General features: G+C 69.6%; 17 protein-coding genes and 1 tRNA gene. 11 read left to right on the forward strand and 7 right to left on the reverse strand.

Annotation, left to right across the window (positions count from 1 at the left end):
- Positions 1 to 55: 55 nt before the first annotated feature.
- The 7 genes from ACIPQB_RS11740 (at position 56) to ACIPQB_RS11770 (ending at position 6,506) form a co-directional block, all read left to right on the forward strand.
- Positions 56 to 493 (forward strand): HIT family protein, encoded by a 438-nt coding sequence (locus ACIPQB_RS11740; protein WP_446485413.1) that lies wholly within the window; start codon positions 56 to 58, stop codon positions 491 to 493.
- A complete protein-coding gene (locus ACIPQB_RS11745) occupies positions 490 to 1,728 on the forward strand; it encodes an LptF/LptG family permease (protein WP_446485414.1) in 1,239 nt (412 codons plus the stop codon). Before ACIPQB_RS11740 ends, ACIPQB_RS11745 begins: the two co-directional genes overlap by 4 nt.
- On the forward strand, positions 1,725 to 2,786 hold the full coding sequence (locus ACIPQB_RS11750) for an LptF/LptG family permease (RefSeq protein ID WP_446485415.1): 1,062 nt from the start codon (positions 1,725 to 1,727) through the stop codon (positions 2,784 to 2,786). Before ACIPQB_RS11745 ends, ACIPQB_RS11750 begins: the two co-directional genes overlap by 4 nt.
- Positions 2,787 to 3,938 (forward strand): dATP pyrophosphohydrolase, encoded by a 1,152-nt coding sequence (locus ACIPQB_RS11755; RefSeq protein ID WP_446485416.1) that lies wholly within the window; start codon positions 2,787 to 2,789, stop codon positions 3,936 to 3,938. It abuts the gene before it with no gap.
- Complete coding sequence (locus ACIPQB_RS11760) at positions 3,935 to 4,708, forward strand: NTP transferase domain-containing protein (RefSeq protein WP_446485417.1); 774 nt, start codon at positions 3,935 to 3,937, stop codon at positions 4,706 to 4,708. The genes ACIPQB_RS11755 and ACIPQB_RS11760 overlap by 4 nt, the downstream gene beginning before the upstream one ends.
- A gap of 123 nt (positions 4,709 to 4,831) precedes the next feature.
- Positions 4,832 to 5,191: a YciI family protein gene (locus ACIPQB_RS11765; protein WP_446485418.1), complete on the forward strand. Its 360-nt coding sequence runs from the start codon at positions 4,832 to 4,834 to the stop codon at positions 5,189 to 5,191.
- A 34-nt stretch (positions 5,192 to 5,225) separates the two neighbouring features.
- Positions 5,226 to 6,506, forward strand: a complete 1,281-nt coding sequence (locus tag ACIPQB_RS11770; protein ID WP_446485419.1) for an RNA polymerase sigma factor — start codon at positions 5,226 to 5,228, stop codon at positions 6,504 to 6,506.
- A 213-nt stretch (positions 6,507 to 6,719) separates the two neighbouring features.
- Here the strand turns inward: ACIPQB_RS11770 and ACIPQB_RS11775 are convergent, their stop codons facing one another.
- The gene (locus ACIPQB_RS11775; RefSeq protein WP_446485585.1) at positions 6,720 to 9,032 is read right to left on the reverse strand and encodes a TonB-dependent receptor; all 2,313 of its coding nucleotides are present in this window, start codon (positions 9,030 to 9,032) and stop codon (positions 6,720 to 6,722) included.
- 357 nt (positions 9,033 to 9,389) lie between these two features.
- On the reverse strand, positions 9,390 to 9,848 hold the full coding sequence (locus ACIPQB_RS11780) for a DUF3237 domain-containing protein (RefSeq protein WP_446485420.1): 459 nt from the start codon (positions 9,846 to 9,848) through the stop codon (positions 9,390 to 9,392).
- Between the two features lie 91 nt (positions 9,849 to 9,939).
- Here ACIPQB_RS11780 and ACIPQB_RS11785 point away from each other — a divergent pair, with 91 nt between their 5' ends.
- The gene (locus ACIPQB_RS11785; RefSeq protein WP_446485421.1) at positions 9,940 to 10,812 is read left to right on the forward strand and encodes a LysR substrate-binding domain-containing protein; all 873 of its coding nucleotides are present in this window, start codon (positions 9,940 to 9,942) and stop codon (positions 10,810 to 10,812) included.
- 38 nt (positions 10,813 to 10,850) lie between these two features.
- Here ACIPQB_RS11785 and ACIPQB_RS11790 read toward each other — a convergent pair whose 3' ends face one another.
- On the reverse strand, positions 10,851 to 11,600 hold the full coding sequence (locus tag ACIPQB_RS11790; RefSeq protein ID WP_446485422.1) for a phosphocholine cytidylyltransferase family protein: 750 nt from the start codon (positions 11,598 to 11,600) through the stop codon (positions 10,851 to 10,853).
- A 176-nt stretch (positions 11,601 to 11,776) separates the two neighbouring features.
- A tRNA-Gly gene (locus ACIPQB_RS11795) sits at positions 11,777 to 11,851 on the reverse strand.
- 309 nt (positions 11,852 to 12,160) lie between these two features.
- On the opposite strand from ACIPQB_RS11795, the gene ACIPQB_RS11800 reads away from it, so the two are divergent.
- A complete protein-coding gene (locus ACIPQB_RS11800; protein ID WP_446485423.1) occupies positions 12,161 to 12,760 on the forward strand; it encodes a hypothetical protein in 600 nt (199 codons plus the stop codon).
- Between the two features lie 189 nt (positions 12,761 to 12,949).
- The gene (locus ACIPQB_RS11805) at positions 12,950 to 13,639 is read left to right on the forward strand and encodes an alternative oxidase (RefSeq protein ID WP_446485424.1); all 690 of its coding nucleotides are present in this window, start codon (positions 12,950 to 12,952) and stop codon (positions 13,637 to 13,639) included.
- Between the two features lie 53 nt (positions 13,640 to 13,692).
- On the opposite strand, the gene ACIPQB_RS11810 is transcribed toward ACIPQB_RS11805, so the two are convergent.
- The 3 genes from ACIPQB_RS11810 to murC form a co-directional block, all read right to left on the reverse strand.
- A complete protein-coding gene (locus tag ACIPQB_RS11810; protein ID WP_446485425.1) occupies positions 13,693 to 15,102 on the reverse strand; it encodes a M20/M25/M40 family metallo-hydrolase in 1,410 nt (469 codons plus the stop codon).
- Positions 15,103 to 15,353: 251 nt separating this feature from the next.
- Positions 15,354 to 16,253 carry a UDP-N-acetylmuramate dehydrogenase gene (gene murB, locus ACIPQB_RS11815; protein ID WP_446485426.1) on the reverse strand — a complete coding sequence of 300 codons (900 nt, stop codon included), beginning with the start codon at positions 16,251 to 16,253 and terminating at the stop codon, positions 15,354 to 15,356.
- Positions 16,254 to 16,326: 73 nt separating this feature from the next.
- Positions 16,327 to 17,745 (reverse strand): UDP-N-acetylmuramate--L-alanine ligase, encoded by a 1,419-nt coding sequence (gene murC, locus ACIPQB_RS11820; RefSeq protein ID WP_446485427.1) that lies wholly within the window; start codon positions 17,743 to 17,745, stop codon positions 16,327 to 16,329.
- A gap of 258 nt (positions 17,746 to 18,003) precedes the next feature.
- On the opposite strand from murC, the gene ACIPQB_RS11825 reads away from it, so the two are divergent.
- Complete coding sequence (locus ACIPQB_RS11825) at positions 18,004 to 18,396, forward strand: hypothetical protein (RefSeq protein ID WP_446485428.1); 393 nt, start codon at positions 18,004 to 18,006, stop codon at positions 18,394 to 18,396.
- The last annotated feature ends 5 nt before the right edge of the window (positions 18,397 to 18,401 follow it).

The raw sequence follows: 18,401 nt of genomic DNA on the forward strand, positions 1-18,401 counted from the left end.
CGCGCATCCCTATTGTATGACCGACGGCGGCTAGCGCCCCGAGGCGAGGCCGGACATGACCAATCCCACCGCGATCAGTTTCGGCTATCCGCGCACCCGGGTCGCCGAAACCGACAGCTGGCTCGTTCTGGTCCGGCCGAAGCAGCCGACATTTGGGGCCTTGGTGCTGATATGCAAGGAATCGGTCGAAGCCTTCTCGCAGGTGAGTCCCGCCGCCTTCGCCGACCTCAGGACGGCGATCGACGGCGTCGAGCGCATGCTGGGCGAGGTCGTGGCCTATGAGAAGATCAACTATCTGATGCTGATGATGGTCGACAAGGACGTGCATTTCCACGTGATCCCGCGCTATGCCGGGACGCGCGAGCACGAGGGGCTGACCTTCGCCGACGCCGGCTGGCCCGCCGCCCCGGCCCTGGGGACGACGGTGGACCTCGACCTCGACGCCGCCGAGCGCCTGGCCGGCGTGCTGGCCCGGGCCTGGTCGGCCGCGTGAGCAAGCGCCCGATCCCCATCCCCCACGGCACGGCGCGGTTCCGCCTGATCGACCGCTACCTGCTGCGCCTGCTGGTCTGGCCGATCATCGGCTGCCTGGGCGTGACCGTGGTCGCCCTGCTGCTGGAGCGCGTGCTGCGGCTGCTGGACGTGCTGTCGCAGAGCAGCGCCCGCTTCGGCTATGTCACCTCCCTGGCCGCCAACCTGGTGCCGCACTATCTGGGCCTGGCCCTGCCGGTGGCGTTCTTCGTGGCGCTGTTCATCGTCATCAGCAAGCTCAGCGACGGCTCGGAGATCGACGCCCTGCTGGCCAGCGGCCAGTCCCTGACCCGCATCGCCGCGCCGTTCGTCTATGTCGGCCTGGGGCTGGGGATCTTCAGCCTGCTGGTGTTCGGCTACATGCAGCCCTACAGCCGCTACGCCTACCGGGCCGTGATGCACCAGGCGATCAACGCCGGCTGGAACGGCAAGCTGTCGGGCGGGGCCTTCATCGACGAGCCCAAGCTGCTGATGACCGCCGACGACGCCGACCCGGCCGGCCAGCGCCTGACCCGGGTGTTCATCCGCCGCATGGACGCCAACGGCCGCGAGGAGGTGATCACCGCCGCCACCGCCGACCTGCGCGCCGACGAAGCGGCCAAGAGCGTCACCATGCTGCTGCGCCGGGGCCAGCGGATCGGCGTCGACGCCCGCGGCGCCTATCGCACCCTGGTCTTCGACCAGTTCACCACCAATGTGCCCCTGGCCGGGGCCGCCGCCCTGCTGCGGGCCCGCGGCGGCGACGAGCGCGAGCTGACCCTAGGCGAACTGGCCCGCCAGGCCCGGTCGCCCAACCCGATCGTGCCGCGCGCCACCCTGCTGGCCGAGCTCTACGGCCGGCTGGCCCGGGCCGCCTTCCTGCCGTTCCTGCCGCTGATGGCCTTCCCCCTGGGCCTGGCCGCCAAGCGCGGCAACCGCACCCCGGGCCTGGTGGTGGCCGGCGTGTTGCTGCTGGCCTTCCAGCACAGCCTGCAGCTGGGCCAGAGCCTGGCGGAGTCCGGCCGGGCCATGCCCGAGACGGCGATCGGCGTCCCGTTCGCGGTGTTCACCGGCCTGTGCCTGTGGCTGTTCATCGGCAGTCGCAAGCGGCCCGGCCAGACCCCGGTCACCGAGCTGGTCCGGCGCATGGGCGTGGGCATCGAGCGCGTCCGTCGGCTGTTCGCCCCGACCCGGAAGGGCAAGGGGGCCGCGGCGTGAAGATCCAGCTCTACATCCTGCGGACGGTGGGCACGCGCGTGCTCGGCGCGGGCCTGATCCTGTTCTCGATCCTGCAGATCCTCGACCTGCTGGAAGTGACCACCGACATCCTCGACCGCGGCCTGGGCACGGCCGGTGTGCTGTACTATGCGGCCCTGCGCTCGCCGCGGCTGATCGAGCAGGTGGCCCCGATCGCCACCCTGGCCGGCGGCCTGCTGGCCTTCTCGCAGCTGGCCCGCGAGAGCGCGATCATCGCCATGCGCGCCACCGGGATCTCGGCCTATCGCATCGTCGGCATGGCGCTGCCGGTGGCCTTCCTGGTCATGGCCCTGGACTTCAGCTGCGCTCAGGTCGTCGCCCCGCGCACCGATCCGGTGCTGTCGGACTGGTGGCGGGCCACCACCCCGGTGGCCGAGCGCAAGGACCCCGGCCCGCGCAGCTTCCGGGCCGGCGACGACCTGGTGATCGCCGCCAGCGCCAGCGGCGACGGCCGCACCCTCAACGCCGTCAAGCTCTATCGCCGCGACAAGGCCGGGCGGCTGATCGAGCGGATCGAGGCCCCCTCGGCCGTCTACGCCCACGGCGGCTGGACGCTGATCAAGCCGACGACGGCGCGCTTCAACGGCGCCCAGACCACCATGACCTCGGCCGCCCGGCTGACCTGGCCCTCGCCGCTGCATCGCCAGGACGTCCAGGCCCTGTTCGCCGACGCCCCGGTGCCGAGCGCCGCCACCGCCCGCCGCGCCCTGCTGAACGGCGGCGGCGACCGACCGGTCAGCTTCTACGAGACCCGGTTCCTGAGCGCCTTCGCCGGGCCGTTCGCGAGCCTGGTCATGCTGCTGCTCAGCGCCCCGGTGGCCCTGGCCAATTTCCGCAGCGGCCAGGGCGCGGTGCTGCTCAGCGGCGGCTTGGCCGCGGGTCTGATCTTCCTGGTCGTCAACGGCCTGCTCTCGGCCCTGGGCGAAGGCGGCATGCTGTCGCCGGCCCTGGCGGTCTGGGGCGGCCCCGTCATCTTCGCCGCTTTGGCGGCCTACGCCTTGATCGCCCTGGAGGGCTGAATGCCGTTCGACACCGTCGATTCCGACCTGACCATCGTCCCGGTCCGCACCCGGGCCGAGCTCAAGCGCTTCATCCGCCTGCCCGACCGGCTGAACGCGGGCGATCCCAACTGGATCACGCCGCTGATGATGGAGCGGATGGACGCCCTGACGCCCAAGACCAACCCGTTCTTCCAGCACGCCGAGGTGCAGCTGTGGCTGGCCGTGCGCGGCGGCCGCGACGTCGGCCGGATCAGCGCCCAGATCGACCACCTGTCGCCCCAGGAGCCCGGCCACAAGACCGGCAATTTCGGCATGATCGCCGCCGAGGACGACCCGGCGGTGTTCAGCGTGCTGTTCCGCACCGCCGAGGACTGGCTGCGGGCCCATGGCTGCGACCGGGCCCTGGGCCCGTTCAACCTGTCGATCAACGAGGAGGTCGGCCTGCTGGTCGACGGCTTCGACACCCCGCCGATGGTGATGATGGGCCACGACCCGGCCTATGCCGGTCCGCGGGTCGAGGAGCAGGGCTACGCCAAGGCCAAGGACGTCTACGCCTATGTCTGCGACCCGACCGCCGCCCTGCCGGCCGTGGTGGTCCGCCGGGTCAAGCGCGGCCTGCCCGAGGGTGTCACCCTGCGCCAGCTGGACATGAGCCGCTATGACGACGAGGTGCGGTCGCTGACCGAGATCCTCAACGACGCCTGGGCCGGCAACTGGGGCTTCGTGCCGACCACCGAGGCCGAGACCGCCCAGCTGGGCAAGGCCCTGAAGGAGGTGCTCGACAAGCGCCTGATCCTGTTCGCCGAGATCGACGGCGAGCCGGCCGGCTTCATCGTGCTGCTGCCCAATGTCAACGAGGCGATCCGCGACCTGAAGGGCAGGCTGCTGCCGTTCGGCTGGGCCAAGCTGCTGTGGCGGCTGAAGGTCAAGCGGGTCAAGTCGATCCGCATCCCGCTGATGGGCCTCAAGCGCAAGTTCGCTGACAGCCTGCGCGGCCAGGTCGTGCCCTTCCACCTGATGAACGCCGGCCGCGACGCCGGCCTGGCCCTGGGCTACGACAAGTTCGAGTTCTCCTGGGTGCTGGAGGGCAACCTGCCGATGCGGCGGATCTCCGAGGCCATGGGCGCGACGATCTACAAGACCTACCGGATCTACGAGAAGGCGCTTTGAAGGGCTTCCGGGCCCTGGTGCTGGCCGGCTCGCGCGGCGGGGTCGATCCCGTCGCCGCCTATGCCGGGGTCAGCCACAAGGGCCTGATCGTGCTGGGCGGCCAGACCCTGCTGGCCCGCGTGCTGGGGGCCCTGGACCAGGCCGGGGCGTCGCGGATCGGCGTCTCGACCTCCGACCCCGCCCTGGAGGCGGCCCTGCTGGCGATGCTGGCGGCCCCGACCCTGGCCGCCGACATCGAGATTCTGCCCGCGGCGGCGGGGCCCAGCCTCAGCGTCCGCGAGGGCGCGGCGGCCATGGGCGCGCCGCTGCTGGTCACCACGGTCGACCACGCCCTGCTGCGGCCCGAATGGGTCAGCGACTTCATCGCCGACGCCCCGGCCGACGCCGACATCGCCGTGCTGCTGGCCCCCGAGGCCCTGGTGCGGGCCGCCGCGCCGGAGACCAAGCGCACCTATCTGGCGTTCCGCGACGGCCGCTATTCGGGCTGCAACCTGTTCCTGCTGCGGACCGAGCGCGCCCTGCAGGCCATCGACCTGTGGCGGCGGGTCGAACAGCACCGCAAGCAGCCCTGGAAGATCGCCGCTTTGCTGGGTCCGGTGACCCTGGCCCGTTACCTGCTGGGCCGGATGACCCTGGACGAGACCCTCGGCCGCATCGGCGCCCTGGCCGGCGTCAAGGCCGCCGCCGTGCGCGCCCGCCACGGCCTGGCGGCGGTGGACGTCGACAAGCCCAGCGATTTGGACCTGGTGCGGGCGATCGTCGAAGGGTGAGGAGCGCCCAGTCGCGATTTTTTCCAAATCCGGTGTCGATCCTTTCAAGACTGGTTCGTCGTCCTCAATAGCGAGACAGTCCAGCGGCGATGGCGTCACGGCTCGCTTAGGAGGATTTCCCAGATGCGCTTCATGTCGATCGTTACATCCGCCCAGTCCGGTCCCCCGACGCCGGAACTCCTGGAGGCGATGCACAAGCTCGCCAACCGGGAGATCCAGGCCGGCCGCATGATCGATTCCGGCGGGCTGGAGCCGCTCGCCCTGGGCGCGCGGGTCAGCGTCGTGGACGGCAAGGTCAGCGTCGTCGACGGTCCGTTCGTCGAGGCCAAGGAAGTGATCGGCGGCTACGCGATCTTCGAGTTCCGCAACAAGGAGGAGGCCGTGGCTTCGGCGGTCGAGTTCATGCAGCTCCACAAGGACCTCATGCCCGGCTGGGAGGGCGTTTGCGAGGTCCGGGGGTTCGCCGGGTTCGCCGGCCAGTGAGGTCACCGCCTCGCCGGCGGGGTCGGCGGCCCTGATGGTCGCCGACCCGCGCGAGAGCGTCCATCGCGCCGTCCTCGCCGTCTGGCGGGTCGAACAGCCTCGGCTGATCACCAGCCTGGCGAGGATGCTGCGCGACGTGCCGCTGGCCGAGGAGCTGACGCAGGACGCCCTAGTGGCCGCGCTCGAGCGGTGGCCGGCGACCGGCGTTCCCGAAAAGCCCGGGGCCTGGCTGATGGCGACCGCCAAGCGCCGGGCCCTGGACCGCCTGCGTCGCGGCAAGATGCTGGGCCGCAAGCACGAGATGGTCGCCCGGGACCTGGAGGCCGAGGAACAGGCCATGCCCGATCTGGACTCCGCCCTGGACGACGATATCGGCGACGAACTGCTCCGCCTGATCTTCACCGCCTGTCATCCGTTGCTGTCGCGAGAGGCCCGCGCGGCCCTGGCCTTGCGAATGATCTGCGGCCTGACCACCGAGGAGATCGCCCGGGCGTTCCTGGTCCCCGACACCACGATCGCCCAGCGCATCGTGCGCGCCAAGCGGACCCTTTCGGCCTCGGGCCTGGCCTATGAGACCCCGCGCGGCGAGGAGCGCACGGCGCGCCTCTCGTCGGTGCTGGAGGTGGTCTATCTGATCTTCAACGAGGGCTATACGGCGGCCCGCGGCGAGGACTGGCTGCGTCCCCAGCTCTGCGACGAGGCGCTGCGCATGGGGCGCGTGCTGACCGCGATCGCGCCGCGCGAGCCCGAGGTCCAGGGCCTGCTGGCCCTGATGGAGTTGAACGCCTCGCGCACGGCCGCGCGCACCACGCCGGCCGGCGAGCCGATCCTGATGTTCGACCAGGACCGCGCCCTCTGGGACCAGCTGCAAATACGGCGCGGCCTGCGGGCGCTGGAACGGGCCCGCGACCTCGGCGGCGCCGACGGCTTCTACGCCCTGCAGGCGGCGATCATCGCCTGCCATGCGCGGGCCGCGACGGCGGACGACACCGACTGGTCACGCATCGCCGGGCTCTATGAGCGGCTGGCGACCGTCGCGCCCTCCCCGGTCGTCGAACTCAACCGCGCGGTCGCGGTCGGCATGGCGCGGGGCCCGCAGGCCGGGCTGGCGCTCATCGACCGGCTCGCGGGCGAGCCCGCGCTCAAGGGCTACCACCTGCTGCCCAGCGTGCGCGGCGACCTGCTCCGCAAGCTGGGGCGCTTTGAGGAGGCGCGCGCCGAATTCGAAGCCGCCGCAGCCCTGGCGGGCAATCGGCGCGAACAGGACCTGTTGAAGCGACGGGCGGCCGAGGCGGGCGAAGCCGCCCAGGCCTGAACAAAAAACCCCGCCCCGAAAGTGGGGGCGGGGTCATTCCGGGTCGGAAGCAAATCCCTCCTCTCCGTTTTCCCCGTGAAGGCCGGGGAAACGGGAGGATGGAACAGCGCCCTAGAGCCGGTCGCGCGATACAAGACTCACGCGACCGGCTCTAGGCTTTTGTTTTCGCATCGCTATTGCGGGAAACCGGCGGCCACTTTTCCGCGCGATGCCCTAGTTCAGCTTCGCCGTCACCGAGACGCCGATGATCCGCGGCTCGTTGTAGACGGCGGCCATGTAGTTCTCGATCACGCCCTTGAGGTTCTTCTCGTTGGTGATGTTGCGGCCGAACAGGGCCACCTCGTAGGCGCCGTTGCCGCCTTCGTAGCCGAGCTTGACGCCGCCTTCGAAGTTGCCGTCCGAGTTGAACTCCTTGGTCTTGTAGAGCACGAAGCTCGTATAGCCCTGCAGGTTCCAGTCGGTGGCGACGAACAGCTTGCCGTCGGCGCCGACCGGCAGGTCGTAGCGGCCGGTGAAGTTGACGTTGTACTTGGGCGCATTGGGCAGGGGCTCGCCGTCGATCTGGGCGAAGGTGTTGCTGCCGACCGTGATGGTCGGGTCCTCGACCGTGCAGACCACGCCGTGGTTCACGGGGTCGAGCGCGGCGTTCAGGGCGCAGACCTGGGCGTAGACGCGCTTGTCCTTGATCTCGCTGTGCAGCAGGCTGACGCCGGCCGTCAGCAGCAGGTTCGACACCGGCCGCCATTCGGCGTCGGCTTCCATGCCGTAGGCCTTGGCCTTGTCGGCGTTGAACAGCACGCCGTTGCCGTTGGAGTCGTTGCCGTTCAGCTGGATGTCCTTGACCTCATAGGTGAAGGCCGAGGCGTTCAGGCGCAGGGTGTTGTCCAGCAGCGTGCTCTTGAAGCCGGCTTCCCACGACAGGATCGTCTCGGAATTGGCGGTCGTGAAGTCGCTGTTGAACACCGCCGAGCGGCCCTGGATGGTCGGACCGCGGAAGCCCTTGGCGACGCGGGTGTAGACGTTCAGGTCGGGATTGACCTCGTAATTGGCCGACAGGTCCCAGCTGACCTGCTCGTCCGACAGGCGCACGTAGCGACGGCCGGCATAGGTGGAGACGTTGGCGATGTTGTTGGCCGTCTTGGCCAACACCGTCTTCTTGGCGTCGTAGGTGTCGCGCAGGCCGCCGGTGACCGTCAGGGCGTCGGTCAGCTTGTAGCTGACCTGGCCGAACACCGCCCACGAGGTGTTGAGGTTGTTCAGTTCGACCCAGTTGTTGGGGTTGTGGGCCGCGGTGGTGAGGAAATAGGCGCGCTGGTAGAAGTCGGTGGTGTCGCGCGAGTCGAAGTACAGCGCGCCGACCTGCCACTTCAGCCTGTCCTCGCCGTTGCTGGCCAGGCGGATTTCCTGGGTCAGCTGGTCGAGATCGCGGACCTGGCCCATCGACTGGCCAAAGCCGTTGGGAACGCCGTTCACGGGGAAGTTGGCCGCCGCGCCGCCGTCGGTATCGCCGCGGCTGTAGCCGCTGGTGGTCTCATAGGCGCTGATCGAGGTCAGGGTCACCGGACCGAAGTCGTAGGCGATGTTCAGCGACGTGCCTTGAGTGTCATAGGCCTGCGGGTTGTTGTTGGCCTCGTCGAAGGCGACGCTGTCGCGTGGGGCGTTGGGCTTGTTGGAGCCCTTCTTCAGCGCCTGGCGCAGGAACAGGGTCGAGGTGCCCTCGTAGTTGCGGGCGTGGGCCGAGGCCAGGACCGTCAGCTGCTCCGTCGGCTTGGCCAGGATCTGCAGCCGTACGTCCTTCTCGTCGAAGCCGCCCATGGCGTTCTTCTTCGGCGTCACCGTGCCGTCGGCGCTGGTCCCGGCGAAGGTGTTGTCGACATAGTCGTCGCGATGCTGGTACAGCGCCGACAGCCGGAACATCAGCTTGTCGCCGGCGATCGGACCACCGATCCCGCCGTCGAAGGTGGTCGTGCCGTAGGAGCCGTAGGAGGCGCTGGCGCGGCCTTCCAGAGTCTGGCTCGGCTTGACGGTGTCGAACTTGATGATGCCGGCGGTGGTGTTGCGGCCGAACAGCGAGCCCTGCGGGCCGCGCAGCACCTCGACCTGCTGCACGTCGAACACCGGGTTCGACTTCAGCACCACGTGCTCGAGCACGACGTCGTCCTGGATGATCGACACCGGCTGCGAGGCGCCGAGATAGAAGTCGATATTGCCCAGGCCGCGGATGTAGAAGCGCGGGAAGATCCGGCCCGTGGTGGTCTCGGCATAGAGGCCCGGAACCCGGCCCGACAGCGACAGGATGTCGTCGCCGCCGGCCTGGATGGCGCGCAGCTGGTCGCCGCCGACCGCGGCCACCGACAGCGGCACCTTCTGCAGGTTCTCCGAGCGGCGCTCGGCGGTGACGACGATCTCGTCCAGGGCGGTCGCCGACGGCGCGGCGTCCTGGGCCAGGGCGGCGCCGCCGAACGACAAGGCCGACAGGGCCGCGCCCATCAGCAGGCTGACTTTCTCAGTTCCGAACCTACGCATCATGTCCCTTTATTTTTCCCCGCCCGACCAAGGGCTCGAATCGTCAAAACGTCCGGAGAGCTATTGGCCCAACGGGCGGCAGGCTCAAGCCGGCCCGCCAGCTTGAGTTGAAGCCTTCGCCGTATAGGCGCGGGGTGTGACTTGGCGATGACAGGGTAAGAAACGGCTTACTTCCCGGCCTTTCGGGGTTCGAAACGGCTCGCCGCGGCCGCCAGGCCGCACCGTCGGCGACGAAACCCCCGCGACCTGGAAAATCCCGCCTGACCAAGCCTTCGGCGCCGGCGCGCAAGGGCTGGGCGCCGGCGAGCCCTCACCGGCGTTCCCGGGCCAATCGGGATCGCGAACGGCGTCACCGGGTCAGAGGATCTCGTGGACCTCATAATGGACGCCGCTCGGAACCCTGCCGCCCTGGGCGACGGCGACGATGCCGTTGAGCCAGCCATAGCGTTCCGACGCCGTCTCGAAATAGGGGGTCGTGCGCAGATAATATTCCGACGGGTCGACGATCTCGCCGCGGGCGAGGCGCTGGTCGATCTCCGCCGAGGCGCGGCGGACGCCGCGATAGGTCATCAGGATGTGGGCGTCGTCGTCGGTGACCAGGAGCAGGCGCACGTCCTGCTGGAACGCGCCGTCGGCCCGCATCAGCAGCAGGTCGGACCCGATCAGCGGCGAGACATCGCCCTTCAGCCGCTCGCCCTCGAAGGCGCCGCCCGAAACCGGGAAGATGCGACGACCGCCGGCCGGGGTCTGGCCCAGCTCGATCATCGGATGCAGGTGAAGGGTCAGGTCGAAGAGCGGACGGGCTTGCAGGGACAAATTCGGACCTCCTAATCTAGGCGGTCTCGTTTGCCATCCTCGACGGCGACGGCAAAACGCGGACGTCTTGCGATTACGACAAGGATGGCTTGTGAAGCGTCCCTCCCTGGAATCCCTGCGGATCCTGGCCGCCTGCGTGCGGTCCGGCAGCTTCGCGGCGGCGGCGCAGAGCCTGTTCCTGACTCCCGCCGCGGTCAGCCTGCGCATCCGCACGCTCGAACAGGACCTCGGAACGCCGCTGTTCGTGCGGCGGGGACCGCGCGCCACGGCGACGGCGGAGGCGATTGCGCTCGCCACCCGCGTCGATCGGGCCCTGGGCGACATCGACCGGGCGCTCGACGCCTTCCGTCACGCCCGTCCGCCGGTCCGCATCACGGCCCCGCCGACCTTCGCCGCCCGCTGGCTGGCGCCGCGCCTGGACGCCTATCAAGCCGCCCATCCCGGCCTGGCGATCGAGCTCGACGTCTCGACGGACCTGCGATCCGGCGACGGCTTCGACGTCGCCGTCCGCACCGGAAGCGGTCCCTGGCCCGGCTGGCGATCCCAGCCCCTGTTTCCAGTCGACCTGACGCCCATGCTCGCCCCGGACCAGGCGGGGCGCCATCGCCTCGCCCGGCCCGCGGACCTGGCGCGCTGGCTGTTGCTGCCGCATCCGGACTGGCCGCGATGGCTGCGCCAAGCCGGGGCGCCCGACGACGGTCGCTTTCAGTTCGGCGCCGTCGACTATCCCAGCCACGAACTGAACGCCGACGCCGCCCTGGCCGGCCAGGGCGTGGCGCTGCTTCCCCGCAGCCTGTTCCAGCCGATGCTCGACGCCGGCCGCCTGGTCGCGCCGTTCGAGCAGACGCTGGTCGAGGCCGGCTGGCATTTCGCGCTTCTGCCCGCGGCGGAGACGCGGCCGGAGCCGGCCGACCTGGTGGCGTGGCTCCTGTCCCAGGCGCGGTTCGCCCCGTCAGCGCCCTGAACAGGTCGCGGGAGCACGGGGCGTGAAAGGCCCCGCCCCTACTCCCCCGCCGCGACCCAGGCCGCCGCCAGTTCGCGGTTCTTGGGCAGGTCTTCGGGGAAGTCCATCTCGGCCCAGTCCAGGCCCTCGATCGACTGGACGCGGACCACGTCGTGGTCCTGAGCAATCTGGTTGATCACGCTGAGATACCAGCGCTTGAGGCCCTCGGGCGTGCGCAGGGCCTGTTCGACGATGCGGGTGAACAGGGCCGCGCCCTCGGGATCGAAGCGCAGGAAGCCGATCGACTCGGCGTCGTATTCTTCGATGGTCTTGCCGATCGCCCGCAGGCTGAGACCTTCGGTCAGCACCTTCATGTCGTCGGCGTCGTAGCCGCCCTTGCGGTCGATGGTGACGGTGATCGGGGCCGGCGGGGCGGCGATCAGGCGTTCGGCGATGCCGGTCTCGAACAGGGTGTCGCCATTCAGCAGCAGGAAGTCGCCGCGCATCTCGCCGCGCGCCAGCCAGCAGGTCGCCAGGTTGTCGGTCAGGGCGTAGAACGGGTTGAACAGGGTCCGCACCGAAAGCCCCGCAATGTCGAGGCCTGCGACCTCCTGCTCGACGGTTTCGGCGGCGAAGCCGGTCACCACCACCGCCTCGCGGATGCCGGCCTGGGCCAGGTGCTTGAGCTGCCAGTGCAGCACGGTGCGGCCCGACAGTTCGACCAGGCACTTGGGACGGGTGTCGGTGAGCGGCGACAGGCGCTTGCCCTGGCCGGCGCTGAGGATGATGGCTTTGGCCGGCTTTGCCACGGCGTCGTCTCGTCTGGTCAGGGGGCGGTCGGGGAAGTCCGCGAAATGACGACGGCGGGGCCGGCCCACAAGCCCGCCCCGTCGCGTCGGGTCCCGCAGTACCAAGCATCGCCGCGCTCGCGCAAGGCCGCGGGGCGAAGTTCGGGAACAGGGCTGGGCGGAGGTCGCAAGACGGCTGGAGCGGGCGATGGGAATCGAACCCACGACATTCTGCTTGGGAAGCAGACGCTCTACCTCTGAGCTACGCCCGCGAACGATCGTGATTTCAAGCTGTTAGCGTTCCCAAGGCCCAGCGGCCCGAGGATCGTCCACAGCCTGGCTCACTCAGGCGTTCCGTGGCCGTTCCCTTAGCCGGTCTTTCCGGCTCGCTCAAGCTGCTCCATGCGCCGGGGGCGACATTCGGGAGTCGACTAGGCCTTTGCGGATGCCGACGGCTCCTGCGTCCACAGCCAAAACCCCTCTTCCCGGCAAGGATGACGAAAGCCGGCTTCACAATCACGGCGAGATCGGCTTAGCTGGACCCCGCGGGAGGGGCCCGCGGGGGAAATATCTTGAAATTCATGAGTCATGCCGCATTCGCGGCGCTTTTCGTCATGGCCGGTTCGACCGCGCACGCGCAGTCGATGGTCCAGGTTCCTGAAGGCACCGAAGTGGTCATCACCGTCGACGAGAAGCTGTCGTCGGAGACCAGCCACGAGGGCGACAAGTTCTCGATCACCACCGCCGACGACATCGTCCTGGCCGATGGAACCCGCCTGCCGGCCGGCCTGCACGGCGCGGGCGAGGTCACCCACGCCAAGAAGAAGGGCATGATGGGCAAGCCCGGCGAGCTGAACGTCCGGTTCGACTACCTCAAGGCCGGCTCGAGCAAGATCAAGCTGCGCGGCCAGAAAGGCGCGGAAGGCGATGCGCGCTATGGCACGACCATCACCCTGACTGTCCTGTTCGGTCCGCTGGGGCTGATCAAGCACGGCAAGGACGTCGAGATCAAACCCGGCCAGCGCATGTCGATCTTCACCGACGCCGACGTCGAGGTGGCCGCTATCGCCGCCGCGCCGAAGGGGGCTGTGGTCCCGGCCTCGGTCATTCCCGCGACCGCCGAAGCGCCGGCCGCCAAGGAGCCCGTCGAAACGGCCGCCAAGCCGGCGGCCGGCCTGTAAAACCGATCTGATGCGGCGTCGACTCCGGTCGGCGCCGCGCACATCAGCGCGCGGGAAGGCCTCCACCTCCGTCATCGCGCCTAAGGCGAATCCCTTAGGCGGACGCCCTGAATGTCTCGCCCCGAGCGAAGCCGGTACAAACCCCCGACTTCAACGGCTCGCCCGTCGAGCTTCACCAGGGGACATACCATGACCAGCCCGGCCATCGATCTTACGGTCCACCACAAGCCGGCCGGGGTGTCCGACGCAGTCGCCCACGGCTTCGTCAAGGTGCTGCGCTTCTGCGCCGACACCTTCTTCGCCAAGCGCTACGGCCACCGCGCCGTGGTGCTGGAGACCGTCGCCGCCGTGCCGGGCATGGTCGGCGCCACCCTGACCCACCTGAAGTGCCTGCGGCGGATGGAGGGCGACAAGGGCTGGATCAAGACCCTGATGGACGAGGCCGAGAACGAGCGCATGCACCTGATGACCTTCATCGAGGTGGCCCGGCCGACCCTGTTCGAGCGCTTCGTCGTCGTCGCCGTGCAGTGGGTGTTCTACCTGTTCTTCTTCGGCCTCTACCTGGTCTCGTCCAAGACCGCCCACCGGGTGGTCGGCTATTTCGAGGAGGAGGCGGTGGTCAGCTACACCCATTACCTGGCCGAGATCGACGAAGGCCGCTCGGCCAATGTCGCCGCGCCGCAGATCGCCCTGGACTACTGGAACCTGCCGGCCGGCTCGACCCTGCGCGACGTGGTCGAGGTGGTCCGCGCCGACGAGGCCCACCACCGCGATGTCAACCACGGCTTCGCCAATGAGCTGGCCGGCCTGCCGCTCGGCGCGGTGGCCCCCTGCCCGCCGCACGTGGTGCTGGAGCCGAACTGGAAGACCGCGGGCTGAGACCCGGGCCGCCCGCCATCCCGGACCTGAGCGCCCGGGATGGCGGCTGAACGTCAGTGGCCGGCCGGCGTCGCCGGAGCGGCCGCGCTGAGCGCCCGGAAGTCGATGTCGCTGTCGGCGACCAAGTAGAGGAAGCTGGCCCAGGCGGCGACGTTCTGGGCCAGTTCGTCGGGACGGACCTTGTTGAGGGTGTCGTCCATGGTGTGGTGGTAGTCGAAATAGCGGCTGGCGTCCTGGTTCAGGGCGATCACCGGCACGCCCGACGCCTCCAGGCCCTCGACGTCGGAGCCGGCATGGGCCGGCGGGTTGTGGTCGAGATAGATCTTCAGCGGGGCCAGCACCCGCACGGCGGTCTTCATGGCCGGATGGTCAGCCGCGCCCTTGGGGATCTGCAGGCTGTAGATGCGGTCGGCGCCGGTGTCGCTCTCGCCGGCCAGGACGATCTTGGCCAGCTCGTCCTTGTGGGCGGCCAGATAGGCCTCCGACGAGCCGCCGCTCTCCTCCGAGCCCCACATCACCACGCGGATAGTCCGCTTGGGATGCCTGGGCAGGTCGCCGATCAGCTTGGCGGCGGCGGTGGTGATGGCCACCCCCGTGCCGTCGTCCAGCGCGCCGGTGCCGACGTCCCAGCTGTCCAGGTGGCCGCCGATCACCAGCACCTCGTCGGGCTTTTCCGAGCCCTTGATCTCGCCGGAGATGTTCCAGGCCACGTCGGCCGGGTCGCTGGTCGAGGCCAGCTTCAGCCGGATGCGCAGCGGGCCCTTGGCGGCCAGGCGCTCCAGCTGCTCGGCCTCGGGCACGCCCAGGGCGGCCGAGGGGATCGAGACGACGCCGTCGCCGAAGGCGGTGACGCCGGTGTGCGGCACGGTGGAGTCCGAGGTCGAGACCGAGCGGATCAGCAGGGCCACGGCGCCGCGCTTGGCCGCCTCGACCGGACCGGTCCGCCGCGAGATGCCGGCCACGCCGTAGCCGGCCCCGTCCTGGGCCCGGACCATCGGCTGGGTGATCACCGCGATCTTGCCCTTCAGCGAGCCTTCCGGCGCGGCGATCAGCTCGGCATAGGTCTTGAACAGCGCCACCTCGGCCTCGATCCCCTCCGGCGGGGTCGGCACGGTGCGGCCCAGGCCGACGATGTCGAGCTTCAGCGGATAGGGCGCGACCAGCTCGGCCGACTCCGCGCCGCGGGTCCAGGACGGCTTGGCGAACTCCTCGACCTTGACGTTAGTGAAGCCCAGGGCCTTGAACTTGGCGACGCTCCAGTCCTTGGCCCGGGCCATGGCCGGCGAGCCGACGATGCGCGGGCCGATGGTGGTGGTGAGGTCCTCGGTGACGTTCCAGGCGGTGCGATCGAGCAGGGCCTTGTCGCGCAGCGCCTCGGCGGTCTTGGCGTCTTGGGCATGAGCAGCCCCGGCCAGCAGGGCGGTGGTGGCGGCGGCGGTCAGCAGAGTGCGGAACAGGCGCATGAAAACTCCCTCGTTTGCGGGGTTCATAGCACCGCTGTGCGCCGGGAATAGGCAACAACCGGATGAACTATCCGTAACCTTTGAAATGCTTGGGTTGCAGGCGCCTCCGCCAAACTCCGCTCATCCCGGCGAATGCCGGGACCCAGATCCCATGGCCGTGTGGATGATTGGAAAAGCTCAGTGCTTTTGGCGTCAACCCCAGAGCCATTCCATCTGGGTCCCGGCATTCGCCGGGATGAGCGGTTGAGAGGCTATTGCCGCCCGATCCGCTTGATCTCCCAGTCCAGCTGGACGCCGGTCTTGGCCAGGACGTCGGCGCGGACCGTGTCGCCCAGGCCTTCGAGGTCGGCGGCGGTGGCCTCGCCGGTGTTGATCAGGAAATTGCTGTGCAGCGGACTGAACATCGCCCCGCCATAGGGTTTTCCGCGCCAGCCGGCTTCGTCGACCAGCTTCCACGACGAATGGCCGGGCGGGTTCTTGAAGGTCGAACCGCCGGTCTTCTCACGGATCGGCTGGGTGGTCTCGCGGCGCGCGGTGATCTGCGCCATGCGGGCCTTGATGGCGGCGGGGTCGTCGGGCAGGCCCTCGAACACCGCGTCGAGCACGATCAGGCCGGCGTCCTGCAGGGCGCTGTGCCGGTAGGTGAATTCCAGTTCCGCGGTGGTCAGCTCGCGCACCTGGCCCCGGCGGTCCATGACCCGGGCCGAGACCAGGACGTTGGCGGTCTCCGAGCCGTAGCAGCCGGCGTTCATGATCGTCGCCCCGCCGACCGTGCCGGGAATGCCGGCGTAGAATTCCAGCCCGGCGATCCCGGCCTCGGCGGCCTTGCGGGCCAGGATGGCGTCGGGCACGGCGCTGCCGGCCCGGATGCGGCTGCCGCCCAGCGGCTCGACCCCGTTGAAGCCCTTGCCCAGCCGGATCACCACCCCCTCGACGCCGCCGTCGCGGACCAGCAGGTTGGAGCCGACGCCGATGGCCAGCACTGGCGCGGCCGGGTCCAGGGCCTTCAGGAAGTCGCTCAGGTCCTGCTCGTCGGCCGGCAGGAACACCAGGTCGGCCGGGCCGCCGACCCGGAACCAGGTGAAGGGGGCCAGGGCCTCGTCAGTGAGCAGCTTGCCGCGGGCGGGGGGGAGGTTCTGCTTCCAGCTCATTGCGCGCGAGCCCCACCCGTCGGCTTCGCCGCCACCCTCCCCATAAAGGGGAGGGAAAGAGAAAACGCGCCGCTCACTTCGCCAGCGATTCCAACTGCCCCGGCAGGGCGTAGGACCAGGCGGTGATGTCGCCCGCCCCCAGCAGCACCACCAGGTCGCCGGCCTTGGCCTCCTCGGCGATCAGGGCCGGCAGGGCGGCGGGGCTTTCCAGCGGCAGGGCGCGGCGGTGGCCGAACTTCTTGAGGCCCTCGACCAGGTGGTCGCGGTCGACGCCCTCGATCGGGGTCTCGCCGGCCGTATAGACGTCGGCGACGATCACCGTGTCGGCGTCGTTGAAGCAGCTGCTGAACTCGGTCATCAGGTCGCGCAGCCGGGTGAAGCGGTGCGGCTGGACCACGGCGATGACCTTGCCGGTCGAGACGGCGCGGGCGGCCTTGAGCACGGCGGCGATCTCGACCGGATGGTGGCCGTAGTCGTCGACGATGCGGATGCCGTTGGCGACGCCGGTGGTGGTGAAGCGGCGCTTGACCCCGCCGAAGCTGGCCAGGCCGGCGCGGATCGCCTCGGGGTCGACGCCCAGCTCGCGGGCCACAGCCACGGCCGCGGTGGCGTTGAGCACGTTGTGATGGCCGGCCATCGGCATCTTCAGCCCGTCATAGCGGACCGGCTCGCCGCCGCGCGGCGAGACGACGATGTCGAAGCTGGCGCCCTCGGGGCCCATCTCGATATTGCTGACCCGGACCTCGGCCTGCGGGTTGACGCCATAGGTGACCAGACGGCGGTTCTCGATCCGGGCGGTCAGGGCCTGGACCTCGGGATGGTCGGTGCAGACCGCCGCGAAGCCGTAGAAGGGGATGTTCTCGATGAAGTCCTGGAAGCCCTTCTTGACCGCGTCGAAGGTGCCCCAGTGGTCCAGGTGCTCGGCGTCGATATTGGTGACGATGGCCACGGTGGACTTCAGCTTCAGGAACGAGCCGTCGCTCTCGTCGGCCTCGACCACGATCCAGTCGCCCTCGCCGACCTTGGCGTTGGTGCCGTAGGCGTTGATGATGCCGCCATTGACCACGGTGGGGTCCAGGGCCCCGGCGTCGAGCAGGGCGGCGACCATCGAGGTGGTGGTGGTCTTGCCGTGCGTGCCGCCGACGGCCACGCTGAACTGGAGCCGCATCAGCTCGGCCAGCATCTCGGCGCGGCGGACCAGCGGCAGGCGCTTGTCGCGGCCGGCGACCATCTCGGGATTGTCGGCCTTGACCGCCGTCGAATAGACGATGGCCGAGGCCCCGTCGACATGGGCCGCGTCGTGGCCGATGAAGATCCGCGCGCCCAGCTTTTCCAGCCGCTCGGTGTTGGCGCTGGCCTTGGCGTCGCTGCCCTGCACGGTGTAGCCGATGCGCAGCATGATCTCGGCGATGCCGGACATGCCGATGCCGCCGATGCCGATGAAGTGCACGGGGCCGAGTTCGAAGGGTACGGGGCGTCGACGCTGGATCATCACAGCGGATTAGACGATTTGGCGACGGGGTGAAACGGGATGTTTGGTGCAGAAGCCGTGGATTTTCCTCTCCTCCCCCGTGAAACGGGGGAGGTGGCCGCGCAGCGGACGGAGGGGGCGTCCGGCCGCCGCACAACGCCCCCTCCGTCACGATGCGTATCCGCATCGCGCCACCTCCCCCGTTTCGCTGCGCTGCTCGGGGGAGGAGCGATCGCCCTCGTCTCTCCCGCCGCGGCGCAGGCCCCGCTCGAACTGCGCTTGGCCGATGTCGGCCGTTTCGCCGCCTTCGTCGACCTCGGCGGCGTCGCCTGGACCGGCCGCACGGCGCGCCTGCGGGTGCTGCAGGTGGCCGAGGACGGCTTCACCGCCGGGACCGAGGCGTTCTGGGGCGGCTGGCGCTACGAGGTCCTCGACTGCGACGCCCGCACCATCGCCCACGCCGGCTTCGCCAGCGTCCGGGCCGGCGGCCAGGAAGGCCCGATCAGCGGCGACCAACGGCCCGCGGCGGCGATACCGGCGGGCGGGACGGACGACGCGGTGGCCAAGGTGGTTTGCGACGGGTGGCGGCCCTATGGGGGCATGGCGGCGGCTAGCGTCGAAGAGGCGGTCAGGATCGGCCAGCCGCTGATCGCGACGGGGGCAGAACCGTAGCCAAG

This window comes from Caulobacter sp. LARHSG274, assembly GCF_052871235.1.

Bases quoted from the DNA above. Each gene is read 5' to 3' on its own strand.
- ACIPQB_RS11740 (WP_446485413.1), top strand. From the start codon at position 56: ATGACCAATCCCACCGCGATCAGTTTCGGCTATCCGCGCACCCGGGTC.
- ACIPQB_RS11755 (WP_446485416.1), top strand. From the start codon at position 2,787: ATGCCGTTCGACACCGTCGATTCCGACCTGACCATCGTCCCGGTCCGC.
- ACIPQB_RS11765 (WP_446485418.1), top strand. From the start codon at position 4,832: ATGCGCTTCATGTCGATCGTTACATCCGCCCAGTCCGGTCCCCCGACG.
- ACIPQB_RS11770 (WP_446485419.1), top strand. From the start codon at position 5,226: ATGGTCGCCGACCCGCGCGAGAGCGTCCATCGCGCCGTCCTCGCCGTC.
- ACIPQB_RS11775 (WP_446485585.1), bottom strand. From the start codon at position 9,032: ATGCGTAGGTTCGGAACTGAGAAAGTCAGCCTGCTGATGGGCGCGGCC.
- ACIPQB_RS11800 (WP_446485423.1), top strand. From the start codon at position 12,161: ATGAGTCATGCCGCATTCGCGGCGCTTTTCGTCATGGCCGGTTCGACC.
- ACIPQB_RS11805 (WP_446485424.1), top strand. From the start codon at position 12,950: ATGACCAGCCCGGCCATCGATCTTACGGTCCACCACAAGCCGGCCGGG.
- ACIPQB_RS11810 (WP_446485425.1), bottom strand. From the start codon at position 15,102: ATGCGCCTGTTCCGCACTCTGCTGACCGCCGCCGCCACCACCGCCCTG.
- murB (WP_446485426.1), bottom strand. From the start codon at position 16,253: ATGAGCTGGAAGCAGAACCTCCCCCCCGCCCGCGGCAAGCTGCTCACT.
- murC (WP_446485427.1), bottom strand. From the start codon at position 17,745: ATGATCCAGCGTCGACGCCCCGTACCCTTCGAACTCGGCCCCGTGCAC.